Annotated in this window: 16 protein-coding genes; 4 read left to right on the top strand and 12 right to left on the bottom strand. The window is 44.8% G+C overall.

Annotation, left to right across the window (positions count from 1 at the left end; translation table 11 throughout):
- Window positions 1–246 precede the first annotated feature (246 nt).
- A complete protein-coding gene (locus tag JMX03_RS02225; RefSeq protein ID WP_201594190.1) occupies window positions 247–1725 on the bottom strand; it encodes an alpha/beta fold hydrolase in 1479 nt (492 codons plus the stop codon).
- 150 nt (window positions 1726–1875) lie between these two features.
- Here JMX03_RS02225 and JMX03_RS02220 point away from each other — a divergent pair, with 150 nt between their 5' ends.
- Together JMX03_RS02220 and JMX03_RS02215 are read left to right on the top strand one after the other, a co-directional pair.
- Window positions 1876–2361 carry a winged helix-turn-helix domain-containing protein gene (locus tag JMX03_RS02220; protein WP_201594188.1) on the top strand — a complete coding sequence of 162 codons (486 nt, stop codon included), beginning with the start codon at window positions 1876–1878 and terminating at the stop codon, window positions 2359–2361.
- A gap of 44 nt (window positions 2362–2405) precedes the next feature.
- Window positions 2406–2912, top strand: a complete 507-nt coding sequence (locus JMX03_RS02215; protein WP_201594186.1) for an IS630 family transposase — start codon at window positions 2406–2408, stop codon at window positions 2910–2912.
- An 80-nt stretch (window positions 2913–2992) separates the two neighbouring features.
- Here JMX03_RS02215 and JMX03_RS02210 read toward each other — a convergent pair whose 3' ends face one another.
- The 3 genes from JMX03_RS02210 to JMX03_RS02200 all read right to left on the bottom strand — a co-directional run bounded on the left by JMX03_RS02210 (window position 2993) and on the right by JMX03_RS02200 (window position 7561).
- A complete protein-coding gene (locus tag JMX03_RS02210) occupies window positions 2993–4309 on the bottom strand; it encodes an IS4 family transposase (RefSeq protein WP_265090439.1) in 1317 nt (438 codons plus the stop codon).
- Between the two features lie 122 nt (window positions 4310–4431).
- The gene (locus tag JMX03_RS02205) at window positions 4432–6660 is read right to left on the bottom strand and encodes a PhoX family protein (RefSeq protein ID WP_201594184.1); all 2229 of its coding nucleotides are present in this window, start codon (window positions 6658–6660) and stop codon (window positions 4432–4434) included.
- A gap of 250 nt (window positions 6661–6910) precedes the next feature.
- The gene (locus JMX03_RS02200; RefSeq protein ID WP_374220375.1) at window positions 6911–7561 is read right to left on the bottom strand and encodes a fumarylacetoacetate hydrolase family protein; all 651 of its coding nucleotides are present in this window, start codon (window positions 7559–7561) and stop codon (window positions 6911–6913) included.
- Window positions 7562–8002: 441 nt separating this feature from the next.
- Here JMX03_RS02200 and JMX03_RS15095 point away from each other — a divergent pair, with 441 nt between their 5' ends.
- Together JMX03_RS15095 and JMX03_RS02190 are read left to right on the top strand one after the other, a co-directional pair.
- A complete protein-coding gene (locus JMX03_RS15095; RefSeq protein ID WP_201594180.1) occupies window positions 8003–8671 on the top strand; it encodes a protein-L-isoaspartate(D-aspartate) O-methyltransferase in 669 nt (222 codons plus the stop codon).
- Window positions 8658–9986: an erythromycin esterase family protein gene (locus JMX03_RS02190; RefSeq protein ID WP_265090438.1), complete on the top strand. Its 1329-nt coding sequence runs from the start codon at window positions 8658–8660 to the stop codon at window positions 9984–9986. The genes JMX03_RS15095 and JMX03_RS02190 overlap by 14 nt, the downstream gene beginning before the upstream one ends.
- A gap of 29 nt (window positions 9987–10015) precedes the next feature.
- On the opposite strand, the gene JMX03_RS02185 is transcribed toward JMX03_RS02190, so the two are convergent.
- The 8 genes from JMX03_RS02185 to JMX03_RS02150 all read right to left on the bottom strand — a co-directional run bounded on the left by JMX03_RS02185 (window position 10016) and on the right by JMX03_RS02150 (window position 18794).
- Window positions 10016–11050, bottom strand: a complete 1035-nt coding sequence (locus JMX03_RS02185) for a hypothetical protein (RefSeq protein ID WP_201594176.1) — start codon at window positions 11048–11050, stop codon at window positions 10016–10018.
- A 39-nt stretch (window positions 11051–11089) separates the two neighbouring features.
- On the bottom strand, window positions 11090–12838 hold the full coding sequence (locus tag JMX03_RS02180) for a DUF3616 domain-containing protein (protein WP_201594174.1): 1749 nt from the start codon (window positions 12836–12838) through the stop codon (window positions 11090–11092).
- Window positions 12839–13051: 213 nt separating this feature from the next.
- Window positions 13052–13777, bottom strand: a complete 726-nt coding sequence (locus JMX03_RS02175) for an ABC transporter permease (RefSeq protein ID WP_201594172.1) — start codon at window positions 13775–13777, stop codon at window positions 13052–13054.
- Between the two features lie 13 nt (window positions 13778–13790).
- Window positions 13791–14525, bottom strand: a complete 735-nt coding sequence (locus JMX03_RS02170) for an ABC transporter permease (protein WP_201575738.1) — start codon at window positions 14523–14525, stop codon at window positions 13791–13793.
- A 411-nt stretch (window positions 14526–14936) separates the two neighbouring features.
- Entirely contained in the window at window positions 14937–15767 is an 831-nt protein-coding gene (locus JMX03_RS02165; protein ID WP_201597710.1) for an ABC transporter substrate-binding protein, read from the bottom strand.
- Window positions 15768–16064: 297 nt separating this feature from the next.
- On the bottom strand, window positions 16065–16904 hold the full coding sequence (locus JMX03_RS02160) for a transporter substrate-binding domain-containing protein (RefSeq protein WP_201597708.1): 840 nt from the start codon (window positions 16902–16904) through the stop codon (window positions 16065–16067).
- A gap of 59 nt (window positions 16905–16963) precedes the next feature.
- The gene (locus JMX03_RS02155) at window positions 16964–17761 is read right to left on the bottom strand and encodes a transporter substrate-binding domain-containing protein (RefSeq protein WP_406947690.1); all 798 of its coding nucleotides are present in this window, start codon (window positions 17759–17761) and stop codon (window positions 16964–16966) included.
- Window positions 17762–17996: 235 nt separating this feature from the next.
- Window positions 17997–18794, bottom strand: coding sequence for an ABC transporter ATP-binding protein (locus JMX03_RS02150; protein ID WP_201594168.1), 798 nt, complete (start codon window positions 18792–18794; stop codon window positions 17997–17999).
- Window positions 18795–18917 lie beyond the last annotated feature (123 nt).

Genomic DNA, 18917 nt, shown 5'->3' with positions numbered 1-18917 from the left:
CGATGCACTCTAAAAAGAGTATAGCGCTATTGGAATGAGTTTTACGCAGCCTCTGGGGACGCAGCACGCAAGTAAAACTTATCCCAGTAGCGCTTCTAAATCTATATAACAGTTTTACTTTCAGCTAACTATAACGGGTAAGATAAAAACAGAGGATTAATTATTCAATCATCATTCAAATGATTGGGCTATATTGAACATGCACAAATAGCTGCGGCTAAACAATGCTAACCAAGCCTACTATACTTAAATCGCCACATCAAAATCATCAGGGTAAGAATGTATGCGCATACCAAGTGCATCATCTTCTCCATTAAAGCTACTTTTGCCATTATCTAACAGCCATGCAACGACCTGCTTATGCACTCTTTTACTATAAATTAAGCTCATATGACCCAGCCCATAAAAAACAGCTTTGCGCCCTTCTGGTACCATCAACATATGCTCACCTTTATGATCGCCTAGAGCAGAATCTATGGTCACCAAACCATCACCCAATAAACTGGTCGCCTTAGAGTCGTAATGACCTTCCATCAAGGTAGCGGCGACGAGATAAGTATTGACATGTCGAGGCAGGCGCGCTGGATGGCGAAAATCTTGTGGCAAGACACTTCGGCCTTCTAAAGACATCCAGTCAGCATCCCGAATACTGCCATGACGCAGATCAATGATACCAGCACTACGCAGGTCACCGAGCTTTGCCAGCGCATTAGCAAAAGGCAGCCTTGCAATGACGTCTTGCACAAAAAAGCCGATACGCTCAAGGATGGCACCATGATGTGGTGAGCCGAGAGTGACAAGATTGCCGACACGTTTTATCCAGTCTAGACCCTCTTGCTTGCCGTAAAACAGAGCACTGCGAGCGACCAATCCGCCCATACTGTGACCAACGAGATCTATCTGAGAAACATTGGGGTTGTTATCTGTCAACGTTTGCAGCACTTGGGAAAGATTACGCCCATTGCATGAGATACGTTGTCCCGTATTATAATCAAGGTAGAGCACCGTAGTCTCAGGCTGACTACGAAGAATCTCCTCACCCAAGCCTTCATTATTGAACGACTGCCAACTTAAATGGCTCAAGCAAAGACCATGGCACAAAACAGCAACGCGCCCTGAAATCTCACCATTATGCGGCTGTCCGTATCTATCATATAGCACCATTGGGAGGGCGATTGGGTTGTTTTTATTAACCAGATGATCGCCCATCACCCCATTTAGGACATTAACCAGCTGCTTCAATGACCCTGATACTGGGCGCACTGTTTTTTGGTTTATCATGGCTTTATACAGTCGGAACACTGACGCCAAGTTTTTGCCCACCAATAGCATGACATATCTTACCGTGCCATAGATACGACCAGTAATACCCGTTTGCCACTTGTTTAGATTAAAATCATTGAAACGCCCTATGGGACGTAAAATAATCTCACGGTGGATAGCCTCTACAATATCAGTGACCTCAACCACACCCAACGTTGCTAGCTGTGCCAACCCTTCAAAAAAATCCCCCAAAGAGACTTGTTCACTTATAGCAGTAGTAGGACACTCATCCGCCGTTGATAGGGCTGACTCATCCACATAGATATATTCAAGCTCAGCCAGCTGCTCATACACTTCCCCCTGAAAACGCTTACTAGCATCCGAGTCAGGGTGAATAACAGATTCACGCTGACTACTGGCGAAGAGGTCATGAATGATGTCGAACGACTTTGGACTAAGCATAATTTTGGCATATTTAACATAAAAGGTAGCATTACATATTATCCTGTAAATGCACGAAACGAAAGGGGAATGATTTGACTGACAGATACGTCTGCTATGAAGCGTACTGATAAGTTATACCAAACCCAAAATATATAGTATAATCCACTTATGACTATACCAATACATAACCTAGAAGACCATGACTTTGGCAAACACTCAAAGACTGAGCGCAATCCCAGAGCCCGACTACGCCTGCTCATCTTATACCAATATAGTATAGGCAAAGCCACCAACGATATTGCCAAAGACCTCTGCATACATCCTGAAACTGCCAGACGGACATTGAAGCGATATTATGAACGAGGACTTGAGAGTCTCTACGATCGTCATCGTCGAGGTCGTCGCAGCAAATTGGCAGAAGCAGACACAGCCGCTTTTAAAGCCATGATAGTCTCTGAACAAGAAAAGCGCGCTGGCGGTCGTCTAACCGGCAAAGACATTCAGCAATTGGCTAAAGAACACTACAACGCTCACTACACCGTTAACGGTATCTACGAGCTACTCAAGCGTATTGATATGAGTTGGATAAGTGCTCGTAGTCAGCATCCAAAAGCCGACCCACAAGCTCAAGACGCTTTTAAAAAAACTTTATAGCACAGGTTAAGGCGTCACTGCCTACTGATGTGAGCCTAGATCAAGTGGACATCTGGTTTCAAGATGAAACTCGAATAGGACAACAAGGCTCATTGACCAGAGTTTGGCATTACCGCGGTGGGCGACCTCGACTGATCAAGCAGCAACAGTTTCATTCCGCTTATCTGTTTGGTGCCTTTTGTCCAGCGACAAAGAAGGCTGTCGGCTTAGTACTGCCTTTCGTTAATAAACACACCATGTTATTGCATATGCAAGAGATTAGTAAAGCCGTTCCAAAAGGACGTCATGCGGTGGTGGTGATGGACGGCGCATTATGGCATCAACCAAGCTTGAATCAGGCTAATGTCACTATGCTTAAACTACCGCCTTATTCACCTGAGCTCAATCCCTCTGAGAGAGTATGGCAGTACCTTAAGCAAAATGAGCTATCTAATCGTTGTTATGACAGTTATGAGGCTATTGTCGATGCCACTTGCTTGGCTTGGAATAATTTGCTTAAACAGCCACAAAGAATTCGGTCTTTAACTACTCGTACCTGGGCGCAACTTTAATTGTTGGGTTTGGTATAAGTATGATTGAATGTATTTTCAGCGCTGAATTAAAACCCCAGACACAGCTTAATGCCAGTCAGTTAAGGCTGACTGGTATTTTTTTTGGGATATTTTTGTGGTTTACCCTTAACCACCCTCGGGCAAGATCGCTTTCTGCGTTCAGGAATGACAAACAGTTTTCCCTCCTCTAAAACTGCATCTAACAACTTAGGGAAGAGTCCTGCAGCCTGTAAAGGCGCAAACCGTAACAGATCAACAATCGTAATAGACGCCATATGAAAGCTAATTCGTAGAGGGCTAACCTTAGCTCTAACTGCCATATAGCGCATCAAACGTCTTATCAGATTATAAGCAATCATAAGCCCCCAGAACTCTTGTAACACAAGCTGTGGCAGCTTACTTCTTAACAACAGCCCCTGCTGTAGATCAGACTTAATTTCCCTAAAAGCCATCTCGATCTCCCAGCGCTGCAAGTACAGCTGTGCCACTTTATCCTTAGTAAAGCGTTTATCATCTATTAAAGAGGTGATGTATCGTCTTATCTTACCCTCATAACGACACTCAATTAATCGAGCTTGCCAAGTATCGGGTAGGTTTGGATTTTTCTTTTGAGCTTGGGGAGAAACCGGCATTTGTATCAAGTAGTCCCCTTCACTAAAGGTTTCAATCACAGTGTAACGCAGATTATCTTTAGCCCGCATGAGCCAGTGACTGTTTGGATGGGTTTGTTGCCAACTAATCAGTAGGTCTGCTGAGAAATAGGCTCTATCAAAGAGCGTAATGCTGTTGTCTTGAATATTTAGCTGACGGGCTAATGTGATCTCTCCTTGACCCATATCTCCAAGGGTTGTGTCAATGATCTCATGCGTGTCAGTATTGATCAGGCATACCGAACGCATTTGGGGATAGGGCGCCTCTTTAGTTCTGCCTTTGCTTGAACTAAAGTACTGAAGGTTCTCATCAGTATAGGGTAGTGAGTATACGACACCGTCTACAGCTTGGACGCTAAGTCCCATAAAGTCTTGCTGCTGGGCTCGTGATTCTGTTTGGTAGTGAGCACTTAGTTGATGAAATAGCTGCTTTAGAGGCTCATGCCCGAGGCGTTGTCTTGCTTGTACCACTGCACTGGGTACGCAGGCCTGTGAGTCTATATTAAGCCGCATCTGCTCTGTGATATACCAAATTGAACGGTTTCGATATAAAGCTGTGCCGATGACTATCCAAACAACGTGTTCGGCAGGTAGCTTACGCCTTCTAATGCTCGCTTTGCCGGTATACTCTAAAGCTTGCTGTATCCACTCAGGGTCTATTAATTCACTAAATTGTTCTAGGGTGTCTGGAATCCTTTTATGCGTCTCATTAATAGCGTCTTGTAGTCTCATAGTAAAATAGCCCATCTACTTATTAGATGGGCTATTTTATTACTTTTATTGAGTTTTTGCCTTAACTGACTGGCATTACAGACACAGCTGGGGTTTTAGATATAAGTCACTCTATAAAGTATGAATCAGCTTGCTACTTAAGTCACTGATGTCGTACCAGTTGCTGGTGAAAATGACTCTGCCAATATCACATCGCCATCTTCTTTGGTAATCATGACCGTGGCTGAGCGCGGGGTACTACCGCCCGCAACTGCGCCCCACGTATTGCCAGGATGCTGAATATTGATAAACAGAGTCTTGAAGTCTGGGGTCATCGTAATGCCCGTCACTTCGCAGCCTTCAGGACCGACAAAAAAGCGTTTGATATTATCATTACTGGCTGCTCTCCTCACTCGGGTTGGCTGCCCTGCTGACGTCGTTGTGAGTATACCGTCATTCACACTTCCCGGTAGCGCCGCCAGTAACATACAGCTGCTGGTATCCGTATAGGCACCGTCATCCGTCTGAATCCATAACACACCACGTGGGTCAAAGTACAAACCGTCTGGTGAGGAGAAGTCATTATTCTGATTCAGCTCTGATAAGTTTTCTGCTGACAAGTCACTGGGTGCTGCAAATAGATAGATGTCCCACTCGAAGCTCAGTGCAGCATGGTCGCCGTCTGTTTCTGCCCAACGAATGATGTGCCCATTGTCATTACCGCGCGCTTTCCCACGAGCGTCATAGCTGCGCGGGTTAGACGCTGACACTGGCTGATCTTCTCGTTCGCCGCGATACTTATTATTGGTCAAAGTCACATAAACCTCACCCGTCATGGGACTGACAGACACCCATTCTGGACGATCCATCTTAGTCGCTCCTACCGCATCAGCGGCAGCACGGGCAAAGACTAAGACGTCATCTTGTCCCTTAAAAGGCATCGCGCTATTCGCAACATCCAGTCCATTTTGACCATGAGTTAAGGCTTGCCACTGACCACTACCATCTTCATTAAAAATCGCCACGTATAGCGTGCCTTCATTCAGGTATTTATCACCTGCCTTTAAGCCACCACCGATATCTTTATTTGACCACTTGGCTTTGGAGACGAACTTATAAATATACTCTCCACGAGCGTCATCTCCCATATAGAAGACAACAGGCTTACCTTGCTCCACAGGTGCATAAGCGCAGTTTTCGTGAGCAAAGCGACCCAGTGCAGTACGCTTTTGTGGTAGAGAGTTTTGGTCAAAGGGATCAATCTCGGTAATATAGCCAAAGGTATTGAATGCATTACGGTAATCATCAGTTGCATTGACTCCAGTAGCAGTCATGTCCCAGCGTGAGAACTCATCCGCTATCTTGGCATCCTTACCATCAGGCGTATGCCAGAGATAGTCCCAACCAGGGAAATTCTCAGTCGCCCCATAACGAACACGGCCATAGTTATGCCCTTCGCTAAGTTGACTGGCATCTTCACCGCGTGCAAAAACGCCCAAAAAGTTCTCTTCTGTAGTCAGATAAGTCCCCCAAGGTGACAGACCAGCGCCGCAGTTGTTGTTGATACCGCGAGTCTGAAAGCCAGTTGGATCAAACTTGGTCTTCACTAACTCAGAGCCTGCTACAGGGCCAGCCAATTGCGCAACTGTACTACTGGTGATGCGGCGATTATATTTTGAATTGAGCACCATCTCATAGCCCGTGCCATCGTCGCGTCGGGTCATCTCAACGACGGCAACCCCATGACAGTTGACCTCACGGCGCACATCACTGGCGAGGCGACGATTCTGGAATATAGGCGCAGCTTTATCATCTTCGATCACATGGTAACCAAAAGGGCTCAGCTCGCTACTATTAACATACTCATGATTCATGACCAACAGACCACTATCTGACGCTTTTGCATCATAGGCGCCGTTCTTTTTTCCAAAAAACCACATGCCATCATGGTTATCACCCATGCGCCATTCAAACGATTCAGCAGACTGCTCACGGTTGTCTTTCCACTCCTCAATCCCAGAGATTAGCGGTGTTCCTAGTGGCAATACTATCTCAGCTTTATAACCTGCTGCCACACTCATCGTTGCAGCGGTTGAGTGGGCGACTGCGATAAACTCTAACGTCTCAGGACGGGTCAAGTCACCCTGCGCAGGGATAGCGGCGCTATTATCATTATTCACGGTCGCATTGCTGTCATCATCGTCACTACATGCTACTAGAGGAACAGCACCAAAAAAAGCAGCAGCGGTCAATCCCGTACCTCCCTTTAGGATACTACGGCGGTTCAAGCGACGGTTGATGATGGTTTGAAAGCTGGTATTGTTAGTAGGGTTGGAGTCTTCAACAACTTCGTGGGCAAGATTTTGCTTGTTCTTTAATAATGTCATTATTGGTCACCGTGCTGTTAGGCTAAGTTGGCATGAATGGAATCATCACGTCTTTGTAGTGACGACTACAAAAGTACGAATTACGCTTGAGTCTACTCAGCCCTCATGACACTAGGATGAAAGTTAGATGACAATATGATGACAAGGTGTGTTCAAGTAGAAAGAATTTACTGCACAAAAAAACCCCAAGCATCACACTTGAGGTTAGATTTGGCTTTCTGTTTTTGAGGGATTCTACTTGGTAAAAAACCTACTCTACGCTCGCCTGCCACTCATGCGTACCAAGCGTTAGCCGCAGCTTATCACCTGCCTGCAATACCCCAACCCCGCTTGGCGTACCGGTCATTATTACATCGCCCGCTTGCAGACTAAAGGCATGGCTAATTTCACTGAGCAGTTCATAGACGGGAAACAGCATCAAAGCGCTGTCGCCATCTTGCTTGAGCTCATCATTGATATAGAGCTGATAGTTTACTTGAGTAAAATCAGCAAACGCCTCTGCACTTACCCACTCACCCAAGACGCAAGAGCCATCAAAACACTTCGCTCGCTCCCACGGATGGCCTTTTTCCTTCAGCTCGCTTTGCATATCGCGCAACGTCAAATCCAGTCCTAACGTAACCGATGTAATCAAATCCGTGGTGCTCATCACCTCCTCTAGCGAGGCAGATTTTAAGTCACGTCCCAAACGAATACACAGCTCAGCTTCATAATGTACTGGGTAGCTTTTATCTCGAGGCACATCCTTGATAATGCTAGGAATTGCGTCTGTTAAAGAGATGATGCTAGAAGCAGGCTTAATAAATAATAATGGGCGTGTCGGTACAGCATTGCCAAGCTCAGCAGCGTGCGCAGCATAGTTACGACCGACACAGACAACTTTGCCGATGGCAGTCTGCAAGCTCTTGTTGGCTTTAGCCTCGGTGTCAACTTCATTAGTATTCGCTGCAAGGGTGTCAATTAAAGACATATGTGGCGATTGCCTCATAATAGATTCTCACTATAAATTTATGGATATTATTTTAATATGACAAAAGTCAGACGAAAACTCATTGAACTGAAGAAGTATTAACCATAACCTAGAACGATATCACCTTTAGCATCATGGTTATTAGGGCGTGTATTTCTCGTTAGTTAAAACAATGAATATAATCGGTTCACTTTAAAAAACACAGGCTAACAAAAGACCTTGCACACAACCTTTGGTAAAGCTTACAGCCCTTTGGAACGACGTACAGCCAGCGAATGATTTTTTCTCAATTACACATTGTTATACCTTTTTTATTTAGGACTGTCTGTATGTGATATCGAATCTTCCAAAATGAAAATTAAGGAGATCATAATGAGTCATTTTAAAAAATTAAGACAGCAAATGATAGATGAGCAACTCAAGGCTCGTGGCTTGCATGATCAAACGGTACTTAATGCGTTGGGCAAGGTACCGCGCGAAGCATTTACGCCTGCAGACCTCATCGGATCTGCTTATAGAGACTCCCCCTTACCTATTGAGGAAAATCAGACCATTTCACAGCCTTATATTGTGGCATTGATGACTGCGGCACTTGAGTTAAAACCAGATCACCGCGTACTCGAAGTTGGTACAGGCTCTGGCTATGCCGCAGCAGTGCTCGGGGAGATCTGTGAGAATGTCTATACCATTGAGCGCCATAAAACTTTGGCAGATACTGCCCGGGCAAGGCTAAAAGAGACGGGATATACCAATGTTCAGGTCAAGCATGGCGATGGTACCCTTGGCTGGGTAGAGCAGGCACCTTTTGATGCCATCATAGTGGCAGCAGGTGGGCCTGAAGTACCGCAAACACTTAAAGAACAGTTAGCCATTGGCGGACGGATGGTCATTCCCGTTGGTCAATCTTTAAATTTACAGAAACTGGTACGTGTTCGTCGTATCAGTAAAGATGAATATAAAACAGAAGATTTGGGAGACGTTCGATTTGTACCTTTGGTTGGTGCAGCAGGTTGGCAGGAGGAAGGTAATGAAAGATCATAGAACTTTGCCTGAGTTAGTTGGCCAATCAAGTGAGCATTTTGCAAATATTGATGACGTCAATCTAGATAATCTCATGGAGCGTATTGGAGACAGCCGTGTCGTATTGCTTGGAGAATCATCACATGGAACGGCTGAATTTTATGAAATGCGGGCGCGTATCACCAAAGAGCTGATAGAAAAGAAAGGTTTCACTATTATCACTGCTGAAGCGGATTGGCCAGATGCCGCGCATATCCATCATTATATTCATGGCAGAGAAGATGATGCCTTGCTGCAAAATAAGCCTTTTTCGAGATTTCCCACTTGGATGTGGGCAAATCAATCCATGCTTGAGTTTACCCATTGGCTTCATGCCTATAATACTAAAATTGAGAACGCTAAAACTGAATCTCCAGCACAAAAAGTAGGTTTTTATGGTCTGGATTTATACAGCTTATACAGCTCTATTGAAGCAGTATTGGACTATTTACAGCAAGTAGACCCTAAGGCGGCAGATACTGCCCGCGATCGTTATGGCTGTCTGATGCCTTGGGCAGACGACCCTGCTCTGTATGGTCATGCTGTTGCAACCAAGCAGCACGAGGGCTGTGAGACAGAAGTACTAAAAAATCTACAGGATTTAGTCAATAAGCGCTTAGAATATTCTGTAGCCAGTGGAGAGCAGTTTTTTGATGCCGAACAAAATGCCAAGCTGATAGTCAATGCCGAGCATTATTACCGTACTCTTTATTGTGCTGAAAATAACTCATGGAATCAGCGCGATCAACACATGTTTGAAGCATTGCAGGCGGTGCTTGAGTTTAGAGGTTCCAAATCAAAGGCGGTCGTTTGGGCGCACAATTCCCACATTGGTGATGCTCGGGCAACTCAAATGGGCGCACGTGGCGAATTAAATATAGGTCAATTAGCACGTCAAGAATATGGCGATAAAGCCTATAATATAGGTTTTGGCACCGATCATGGTACCGTTGCCGCTGCGTCTAGATGGGGAGGGCCAATGGAAATAAAACCAGTACAGCCCTCACATATTGACAGTTATGAACGTATTTTTCATAAGGTATCTACTGATAACTTTCTTTTACCATTACGTTATCCACTGAATGAAGACGTCCGTAAAGAATTACTCCCAGAGCGTTTAGAGCGCGCGATAGGCGTCATTTATAGACCTGAAACTGAGATGCAGAGTCATTATTTTTATGCCTCTTTGCCCTCCCAGTTTGATGAGTATATCTGGTTTGATAAAACGCGTGCGGTTGAAGCTTTGACGAAAGAGATAGGAGAAGGAACATTCGACACCTTCCCCTTTGGTTTATAAGTTTTGGTTTATAAATTTAGTTTGCTTGGCTATCTAAATTTGCTTTGATCAACGTAGCGATATTTCGCTGGTTTCTCTTTTTTCTCTACCCCTTCATCGGGGGTGAATAATAGCTTTTTTTGACCATTAACGGTAACCGCAGCAACACCCTCTATGTTTCTTAAATCATCCAGCTCAGGCAAATCCATAAGGACAGGATCGTCTTTAGCATCACCACTCCATGTCCATATCTTTGAGCGGTTCTTGCCTTTTTTGTTTTCGACTTCGTTGGCGATAACGTATTTGTTCAAATCACTATTAAAATGCAAAGAGCGAATACCACCATCATCCATATCTAAAAAGATAGGTTTGGCAAACTCGGGAGCAGCGCCCTTATCGAACACCTGATCTGGATTGGTAATGGCTATAATAACACTCTTATTATCTGACATTGGCGCACGCAAGCCCAGCAGCAGACTGTTAGTTTTACGCTGATAAGTTAAGCCTTCGATATCAAGGTCATCAAAATCAGGCTTGTCACCTGAATGCGCTTTTATCGCATCAGCAATCAGTTCTGACTGCTCTAAATCATCACGCAGACTCGTGACTTCACTGATATCAATGGCATTGTTGCCCTGCACTCGAAACCTTAGCAAGCGCTCACGATCTTCGTCGCGCTTGTTCTTTTTTACGTTTGAGTGTGAAGTTGTGGCATACACATAACCTCTATGATCAGTGGCTGCTGCTTCTAGGTCAGAAAGCTTATTATCAAAGCTCTTAGTAAGCTGCTCATTAGCATCATTATCTTCAACCAAAGCCCCATTTGGCGCAATGGTCAAAAGCCTCATGGCTCTATGCACCTCATCCTCAACAATCAGCATTCTATCATCTGCCAACTGAATCACGCCTGAGGGCTCATAAATCTCACTAAAAACTCCCAGGCCATCATCGCTCAAGCTCAGCGCTGCTTGAGACGAGACATTGGGATAAACATACGCAACTGCACCAAAAATTATGGCCGCCAACGCTGAAGCCGACATCCTTCGGCGAAAATGTAAAAAAGAATCCTTTGGTAACTGCTGCATCATGACCTCTTATCGTAAAACTGATTAGGGCGTGTCACGTTATTTTGTGAACTCCTCATAATCTAATATGACGTATCTGGCATGAACCCCTTTTTTGGCATCGCCTTCATCGGCCATAAATACCAGCTTTGACTCGCCATCAACCGTAATCGTACTAATCGCCTCTATGTTCTTTAAGTCCAATAATTGAGGTAAGTCCATAGGTATGGTTTCATCTTGCGCGTTGCCACTCCACGTCCATATTTGCGAGAATTTATCCCCTTCCTCATCCTCGAGCTCATTGGCAATAATAAATCTATCTAACGCCTTATCAAAATGTAAGGAGCGAATGCCGCCGCCTTCTATATCAAGAAAAATAGGCTCACCAAATGCTGGAGCGGCATCATTATCGAACATCTCAGCGGGATTGGTAATAGGAACAATCATAGTCAGATTGGCCACGACTGGGTCACGCAAACCAAGTAATAACTCCTGAGTTTTGTCATAATAAACCAAACCTTCAATATCAAGTTTGTCAAAATTGGCGTCCTCACCTGTGCGTGCTCTAATTGCTGCAGCGATTAATTGTGATTCTGTCAAAGCATCACGCAATGTGGTGACGGTAGCGATATTACCCGCTTTACTACCTTTTACATTAAACCTTAGGAGCTGCTCACGTGCTGGCTGGCGTATGCCGTTCTTATCCGATGAATGCGAGGTAGTTGCATAAATAAAGCCTTGTGCGTCGGCTGCCAGCCCTTCCAAATCATTGAGCTCACGCCCAAAGCTTCGAGTCAGTCTGAGGTTGGAAATTGCATTCTCTACCAAGCCACCATCGGGCGCAACGGTCAGAATATTCATGGCACGCTTAGCTTCATCTTCAACCACCAACATATTGCCATCAGGAAGCTGCTGAGCACCTGAGGGCTCATACAACCCACTAAATGCCCCCATGCCCGACTCTGTCAAGCGTGCTGGAGGTTTTTCTAATACATTAGGATATAGGAACAACAAGGAATGTAGAATAAGCGATGCCAAAACTGAGATCAGTAAACCCCAACGAAAAGCAGCATAGGAGACATTGAGTAGCTTAAATTTTCGGGCGCTCATCTGACCAAGCCAATACAGCTGATAGCTCATCGCTCGATAGGTCTCATCACGATCTTGTATCAACAGCTGCATCTGTTCCCAATATTCTTCTCGTGAAAGCATCATGCGATCGGTATTGATGAGCAGATTAAGATCGTCACCATCATCCCCAGACTGATTGGCACGATCGAGATACGTGCGCAAATCACCAAAGCCCGCTTCACGTTTGAGAAGAGCACCAAACCAGCTTGAAAAGCCATTGAAAAAATGCGCTTTTTCGGGAGATGCTGAGAGAATGGCGAAGAGAATTGAGGCCAATGCGGTGAACATAAATATCCCTGCAGGGATAATAAATGTCGGTGAGGAGGCAAAGATAAATGCCCCAGAAATCATCAGTGCCGAAATGATCACTCCATTGAGGGAAATCATGATATTGGCTTTGGTGGCTGCTAGCGCAATCAAGTCAAGCTCAGCCCGTAAGGCGTTGCGAAACATAGTTTCTACCGCTTTAGATGTGCCGAGAAGCGGTTGTTTGTCAGCCTGAGCCTCGGCTTTTTCTCTATCTTTCCTCTCTTTTTCCTTCCTCTTGGTTCTTTCTAACTCTTTGCTCAAGCTCTTACTAAGCTTCTTACTCAAATCTTTGATAGAGTCTTTACTCAAGTCTTTACTTGTTTCTTTATTTAAATCCTTGCTTGGCTCATTACTTAAGTCTTTGCTCAAAGTTTGCCCTACTTAATGTTTGGATACAGGAACCTTTAACACATAGCCTCTCGCAAAAAACAGCGACTTGAAACAAATATGGCGACTGTCGATAAAGGTCATATGTCTAAATAATAAATCATTCATTTAAACATATATATACCTTACTGCACCTTTGTTGCCAAGCTGTCAGTATTTTGCAACCACATTAAAATAAGTTAAGAACATTGAAACCTAAGGAATAGTGCGCGTCGCTACATCTGGCGGCACATAACCGAGATGGCGATTCATTCTTTTTTCAAACCGACCAAAGGCAAATAAAATAATCCAAGATAATAATAAGTAAACAATACCAGCAGCGAAAAACAACTCCATCAAAGTATAAGTACGCGCGCTGATCGTACGGGCAACCCCTGTAATATCCATCAGAGCAATGGTTGACGCTAGAGCGCTACCTTTGAGCATAAAGATAACTTCATTACTGTAAGCAGGGATCACTATACCAAACGCTCGCGGCAAGGTAATGCGCGTCAGCTTCTGCCACTTAGACATACCAACAGCATCGGCAGCCTCAAGCTCACCAACCGGAATAGTCTGAATAGCGCCGCGAATAATCTCAGCGAGATATGCACTGGTATTCATGGTGAAGGCAATAATGGCACACCAGTAGGCTTGGCTCAGCACTGGCTCCCATAAGAAGGAGTTGCGTACTGCCTCAAACTGCCCGAGGCCACAATAAATCAAGAATATCTGTACCAGCAGCGGCGTGCCACGAAAAAAGAAAATATAAAGAAAAGGTAATATTTGTACTACCCAGCTTTTTGACAATCGTAGTAAAGCTAAAATCAAACCAAAGAATAAACCGATAATGCCCGAAATAACCACCAGCTGCACGGTCAATACCGCCCCGCCTAGTAGATCTGGGATATGATCGAAAATAACCTGCCAATTCCAATCCATAAGACTCTCTCCTCTACCCTATGGTCGATTGACGGGGCGCTGTTTGACGGCTCAGTTTTTTGGCATAGCGTGCGGCTGGATTTGCACGCCACTCAAGCCACATCATAAACCCTGTGATCAGCATAGTTAGACCCAAATAAATAATCGCAGCCGCCATATAAAAAGTAAAAGGCTGCTGTGTCGACTGAGCCGCGCGTGATGACTGATACATAATGTCTTTGAGACCCACAACAGATACCAAAGCCGTGTCTTTTAGTAGGACTAAAAATAAGTTGCCAAGACCTGGTAGTGCAATCTGCCATACTTGCGGTAAAGTAATACGATAAAATATCTGAAAGGGACGCATACCAATCGCTTGCGCAGCTTCGCTTTGACCTACCGGAATCTCTTGGATAGACATGCGCAAAATCTCAGTCGCATAGGCACCAAAAGCGATAGACAGCGCCATCACCCCGCCCCAAAACGCACTGATCTCAACATATTCGTTATAACCGAATTTTTTGAGGACGCTCATGAGCAGCATGGAGCCGCCATAGTAAATGAATAGCACCAATAATAGCTCGGGAATACCGCGCATCGTTGCCGTATAGACAGTCGCAATTTTGCGCAGTATCCAGACATTTGACAGCTTGGCGGTGGCACCCAGAAGCCCCAAAAACATGCCTATGATCAAACTGGTCATGGCAAGCTTTATGGTGACAGTTGCGCCGCTAAGTAATAGCGCGCCGAACCCTTGTAAATCAAACACGGTTGTCCACTCAGTCTCTTTATATTAGCAAGTTAGCAAAATATGAGTTAAAAGAATCAGCACCAATGGCTGAGCGCTGCTGATAATCGTATGGTAGACCATCTAGAGATGGGTCTTTTGCGTCATAGATTGACGTGCAGTTCCTACGATTATGGCGACGATAATTGACTCGGTAGAAAAGAGTTGTGATTTTATCATAATCAGTAGACTCTATGTTAATGCTCGCACGTAAAAGCTGTATCCAAATCAGCACGCATCATACTAAATTCGCTAAAAATAAGACAGTGAATACAACACTGTTCAGTCAGCATTTATAAAGAAAAAAGGATATCACCAGTTTGGTAATATCCTTTTGCAAGACCACGATAGCATCCTCAGTTCAAAATAAAAAGGTATGACTCTTTCAACCTGCTACTGAGCAGTGCTGTCTGCCATAACTTCGGACTCGGCTGTCACTACCGTAGCAGACGTTGGCACCGCAAAGTATTTTTGATTGATTTTATCATAAGTACCATTGGCTTTTAGATTGGCCAAGGACTGATTGATTTTTGCTTGCAGCTCATCACCAGGACGCACAGCAATGGCAAAGTGGTCATCGATATCGATCTCATCGCCTTTGACCGCATAGTCACCGCCAGACTCTGAGCTTAGCCACTCTATCGCTGGTAGCTTATCAGATATCATGGCATCCACTCGGCCTGACTCTAAGTCCAAAAATGCATTGCTTAGCGTATCATATAGCTTCATATTGACTTCTGGATACTCGCCTTCCAACCACTGCGAGGAGAGCGTAGAGCGCTGCGCTGCTATAGAGTGAGCATTAATATCGCTGCTTTTACTAGGGTCAAAGCTGCTGTCTTTTTTTGCCAAAAACACCAAAGAGTTGCTAAAGTAAGGCTCGGTAAAAGCAACTTGTTGCGCGCGCTCTGGTGTGATCGACATCGCCGCTACGATGGCATCGTACTTACCCGCTTTTAGCCCTGGAATGATACCATCCCAATCTTGGGCAACAATCTCACAAGTGACCTGCATATCGTCACAGATGGCATTGGCCATATCGACGTCAAATCCACCAAGCGTTCCATCAGCATTGGTATAGTTAAAAGGCGCATAAGCCCCTTCCGTACCAATACGCAACACCTCGCCCGCAGGCGCAGCTGCGTTCGCTGCCGTATTATCTGCGTTGGTCTCACTACCAGCATCTGAACCACTACCACAGCCCACTAAAGCAGCGGCTGTCATTGCTGCAAAAAGCGACAGTGATAGACGGCGCACAGAGCGAATGTTGGACTTAGTATTGGCTATAAACTGGACAGAACTGCTGTTTGAAGTATTCATTCTTGGCGTGTTACCGATAGTCATCCTTGATTTCCTGTTTTTGTTACTAGATAAACTGCTTACTCTATAAAAAGTTAAGGCCTGCTATGTCATCAACCTAAAACTCTGTTAGATAACATGCAGACCTTAAGCGACTTGTCTTTAAGAGACTTACCCTTAAATACGTAAGCCTTTAAATACGTAGGTTGTTATATACGTAGATTAGTTGGTCGTTGTTTCTGCTTCTTGTGCAGCAGCAGTGGTGCTGGTACCAAAGTAGCTGCCAGTGATCTGATCATAGGTACCATCAGCTTTAATCTCAGCCAAAGCAGTGTTGAACTTAGCCACTAAAGGATCACCTTTACGAAACGCTATGCCCATCGCATCTTCCTCAGTGCTAATCTCATCGCCTTTCACTTCATAGTTTTGACCAGCTTCAGTTTTTAACCAATCAATACCAGTCACTTTATCTGACATCATCGCGCGTACGCGGCCTGAAGTAAGATCTAGATAGGCATTATCTTGGGTATCATAAAGCTTGATATCAGCATCTGGATACTCATCTTGTAAGTACTGCGATGACACTGTCGAGCGCTGTGAAGCAACTGGCTGCCCTGCTAGATCTGCCACACTGATATCATCGCCTTTTTTACCGATTAAGATAATACCAGTATGAAAGTACGGATCAGTGAATTCTACGACTTCTTTACGCTCAGGGGTGATTGACATACCAGCGATAACGGCATCAAATTTCTGTGCGTTTAGACCTGGGATAAGACCATCCCAGTCTTGAGAGATAAGCTCACACTCTGCTTTCATCTGCGCACATAAAGCGTCGACTAGCTCAATCTCATAGCCAATCAGCTTGCCATCAGCATCCGTATAGCTAAAGGGCTTATAGCTTGACTCAGTCGCTATTTTTACGCTCATTGGAGCATCGGCAGTGGTATCAGTGGCCGCACTTTCTTCTGGGGCTGAGCCATTGCTACAACCAGCCAACATAAGCATCGCCGCACTTAGTGGTGCAAGCCACATTGTTTTTGTTTTCATTGATGATGTCATCATTGCTATTCCTTCATGTCTAAATCAGATCACGTTTCTAAATCAGGGTTTGTTGACGGTTACTGGCTAAAGTTTGCCTGCTCAAGACGGGCCAACTCACCATTGGTACGGATTTCGCTCAATGCTTTGTTTAACTCATCTTTTAGAGGGTCATCTTTACGAACAGCGATAGCAATATTATCATCGTTATCAATCTCATCACCAACGATGCCAAAGCCTTCAGGATTATCTGCTAGCCACGAATTGGCAGAGACTTTTTCGGCCAGCACTGCATCACTGCGGCCTGATTTTAGATCTAAGTAAGCGTTGTCATAGTTATCATACAGCTGCACAGTGTTGCCGTCTTTGCCTTCATAGTTATCTTGCAGATACGCCCCTGGCGTGGTTGAGCGCTGTCCACCAAGCGTTAGGTTTGCTATCGCTTTTGGGTCAAAGCTGCCATCAGTGTCCGTTAGCCAAACCATGGTGTTGGCAAAATACGGCTCAGTAAAGTCAACTTTTTCTTGGCGTTCAGGAGTGATCGACATGCCAGCGACGACTGCGTCATACTTTTGTGCTAAAAGCCCTGGAATGATACCGTCCCAGTCTTGAGCGACAATTTCACACTTGGCTTGCATCTGCTCGCAGAGCGCATTGGCCACATCGATATCGAAGCCCGCTAAGCTACCATCAGCATTGGTATAGTTAAAAGGAGGGTATGCGCCTTCAGTGGCGATACGAATGGTCTTGCCAGCGACATCTGTCGTGGCAGCGTCAGCGTTGGCATCAGTGGTTTCATTAGCAGGCTGGCTACAGGCACTAAGTGCTAGCGCTGCAGTAATGGTCATCGATGACCACAGTAGACGAGAGTTCGACATCATACGTTCCTTAGTTTTTGCTTGGTTTTAGATAAGTATCTTCATGACTCTCAGCGCTACCATCCATGCTAGTACTGAGAGTCACAGGTATTAATAAGCGATAATTCAATCGATAATACCTGACTAAAATACCAAAAACAAACGTTTTACGTATTGACTGTCATTATTGTGTAATGAAAAATAAGTAAGAGTTTATGATTAGATAATTTCAAAACTAACGCGCTTTATCACGCTGTTAGTTTTGACGATGGGAAGCCATAAAGTCTTTTACGCGCTCTGACGTTGGATTGTCAAAGACTTGCTCAGGTGTGCCCATCTCTTCAATGATACCTTGATGCAAAAAAACCACTTGGCTTGATACTTCACGCGCAAAGCGCATCTCATGGGTGACAATCAACATCGTACGCCCCTCTTCTGCTAGTTCACGCATGACTGCCAGCACTTCATTGACCAGCTCAGGATCTAGTGCTGAAGTTGGCTCATCAAATAGCAATACCCGTGGCTGCATTGCCAATGCACGGGCAATCGCAACCCGCTGGCGTTGACCGCCTGACAAGTTTGCTGGGTAAGCATCCTTTTTATCCAGCAAGCCTACTTTATCCAGTAGCTTTTCAGCATCGCTGATGGCTTGATCTTTTTTTATCTTTAAGACCTGTGTTGGCCCTTCGATAATGTTGTGTAAGATTGTCTTGTGCGGCCATAAATTAAAACCTTGGAAGACAAAACCCACTCGTGCACGTAGGCTTTCTAGCTGCTTGATGTTCGCCGCCTGCATCTCACCTGATTTGGTCGGCTTTAATATCAGCTCTTCATTACCAATGATAATTCGACCTTGGGTGGGCTTTTCTAGCAAGTTGATGCAGCGCAGCAAGGTAGACTTACCAGAGCCAGACGAGCCCAAAATAGAGATCACATCACCATCATAGGCAGTGAGTGACACTCCTTTGAGCACAGCCAATGAGCCAAAGCTTTTATGAATATCTTGTAGCTCTAGAGCGATCGGGCGATTCGAGTTTTCGGCAGTCTCAAGCATGGGTTAGCAAACTTCCAATAAATATGAATAAAAAGGCAGAATAATTTTTCGCCCAGAGATGTAGGGCATGATGCGCGCCATTGTCGCTCAAAATACAGTAAAAAGGCAAATTTTATGGCTAAT

The organism is Psychrobacter fulvigenes, assembly GCF_904846155.1.
GTDB lineage: Bacteria > Pseudomonadota > Gammaproteobacteria > Pseudomonadales > Moraxellaceae > Psychrobacter > Psychrobacter fulvigenes.
The sequence above is the reverse complement of the archived record's forward strand: the minus strand, read 5'-3'. Positions and strand labels throughout refer to the sequence as shown.

Bases quoted from the DNA above. Each gene is read 5' to 3' on its own strand.
- JMX03_RS02185 (WP_201594176.1), bottom strand. From the start codon at position 11,050: ATGCAGCAGTTACCAAAGGATTCTTTTTTACATTTTCGCCGAAGGATG.
- JMX03_RS02155 (WP_406947690.1), bottom strand. From the start codon at position 17,761: ATGTCGAACTCTCGTCTACTGTGGTCATCGATGACCATTACTGCAGCG.
- JMX03_RS02160 (WP_201597708.1), bottom strand. From the start codon at position 16,904: ATGACATCATCAATGAAAACAAAAACAATGTGGCTTGCACCACTAAGT.
- JMX03_RS02205 (WP_201594184.1), bottom strand. From the start codon at position 6,660: ATGACATTATTAAAGAACAAGCAAAATCTTGCCCACGAAGTTGTTGAA.
- JMX03_RS02150 (WP_201594168.1), bottom strand. From the start codon at position 18,794: ATGCTTGAGACTGCCGAAAACTCGAATCGCCCGATCGCTCTAGAGCTA.
- JMX03_RS02165 (WP_201597710.1), bottom strand. From the start codon at position 15,767: ATGACAGCCGCTGCTTTAGTGGGCTGTGGTAGTGGTTCAGATGCTGGT.
- JMX03_RS02210 (WP_265090439.1), bottom strand. From the start codon at position 4,309: ATGGGCTATTTTACTATGAGACTACAAGACGCTATTAATGAGACGCAT.
- JMX03_RS02175 (WP_201594172.1), bottom strand. From the start codon at position 13,777: ATGGATTGGAATTGGCAGGTTATTTTCGATCATATCCCAGATCTACTA.
- JMX03_RS02220 (WP_201594188.1), top strand. From the start codon at position 1,876: ATGACTATACCAATACATAACCTAGAAGACCATGACTTTGGCAAACAC.
- JMX03_RS02190 (WP_265090438.1), top strand. From the start codon at position 8,658: ATGAAAGATCATAGAACTTTGCCTGAGTTAGTTGGCCAATCAAGTGAG.
- JMX03_RS02225 (WP_201594190.1), bottom strand. From the start codon at position 1,725: ATGCTTAGTCCAAAGTCGTTCGACATCATTCATGACCTCTTCGCCAGT.
- JMX03_RS15095 (WP_201594180.1), top strand. From the start codon at position 8,003: ATGAGTCATTTTAAAAAATTAAGACAGCAAATGATAGATGAGCAACTC.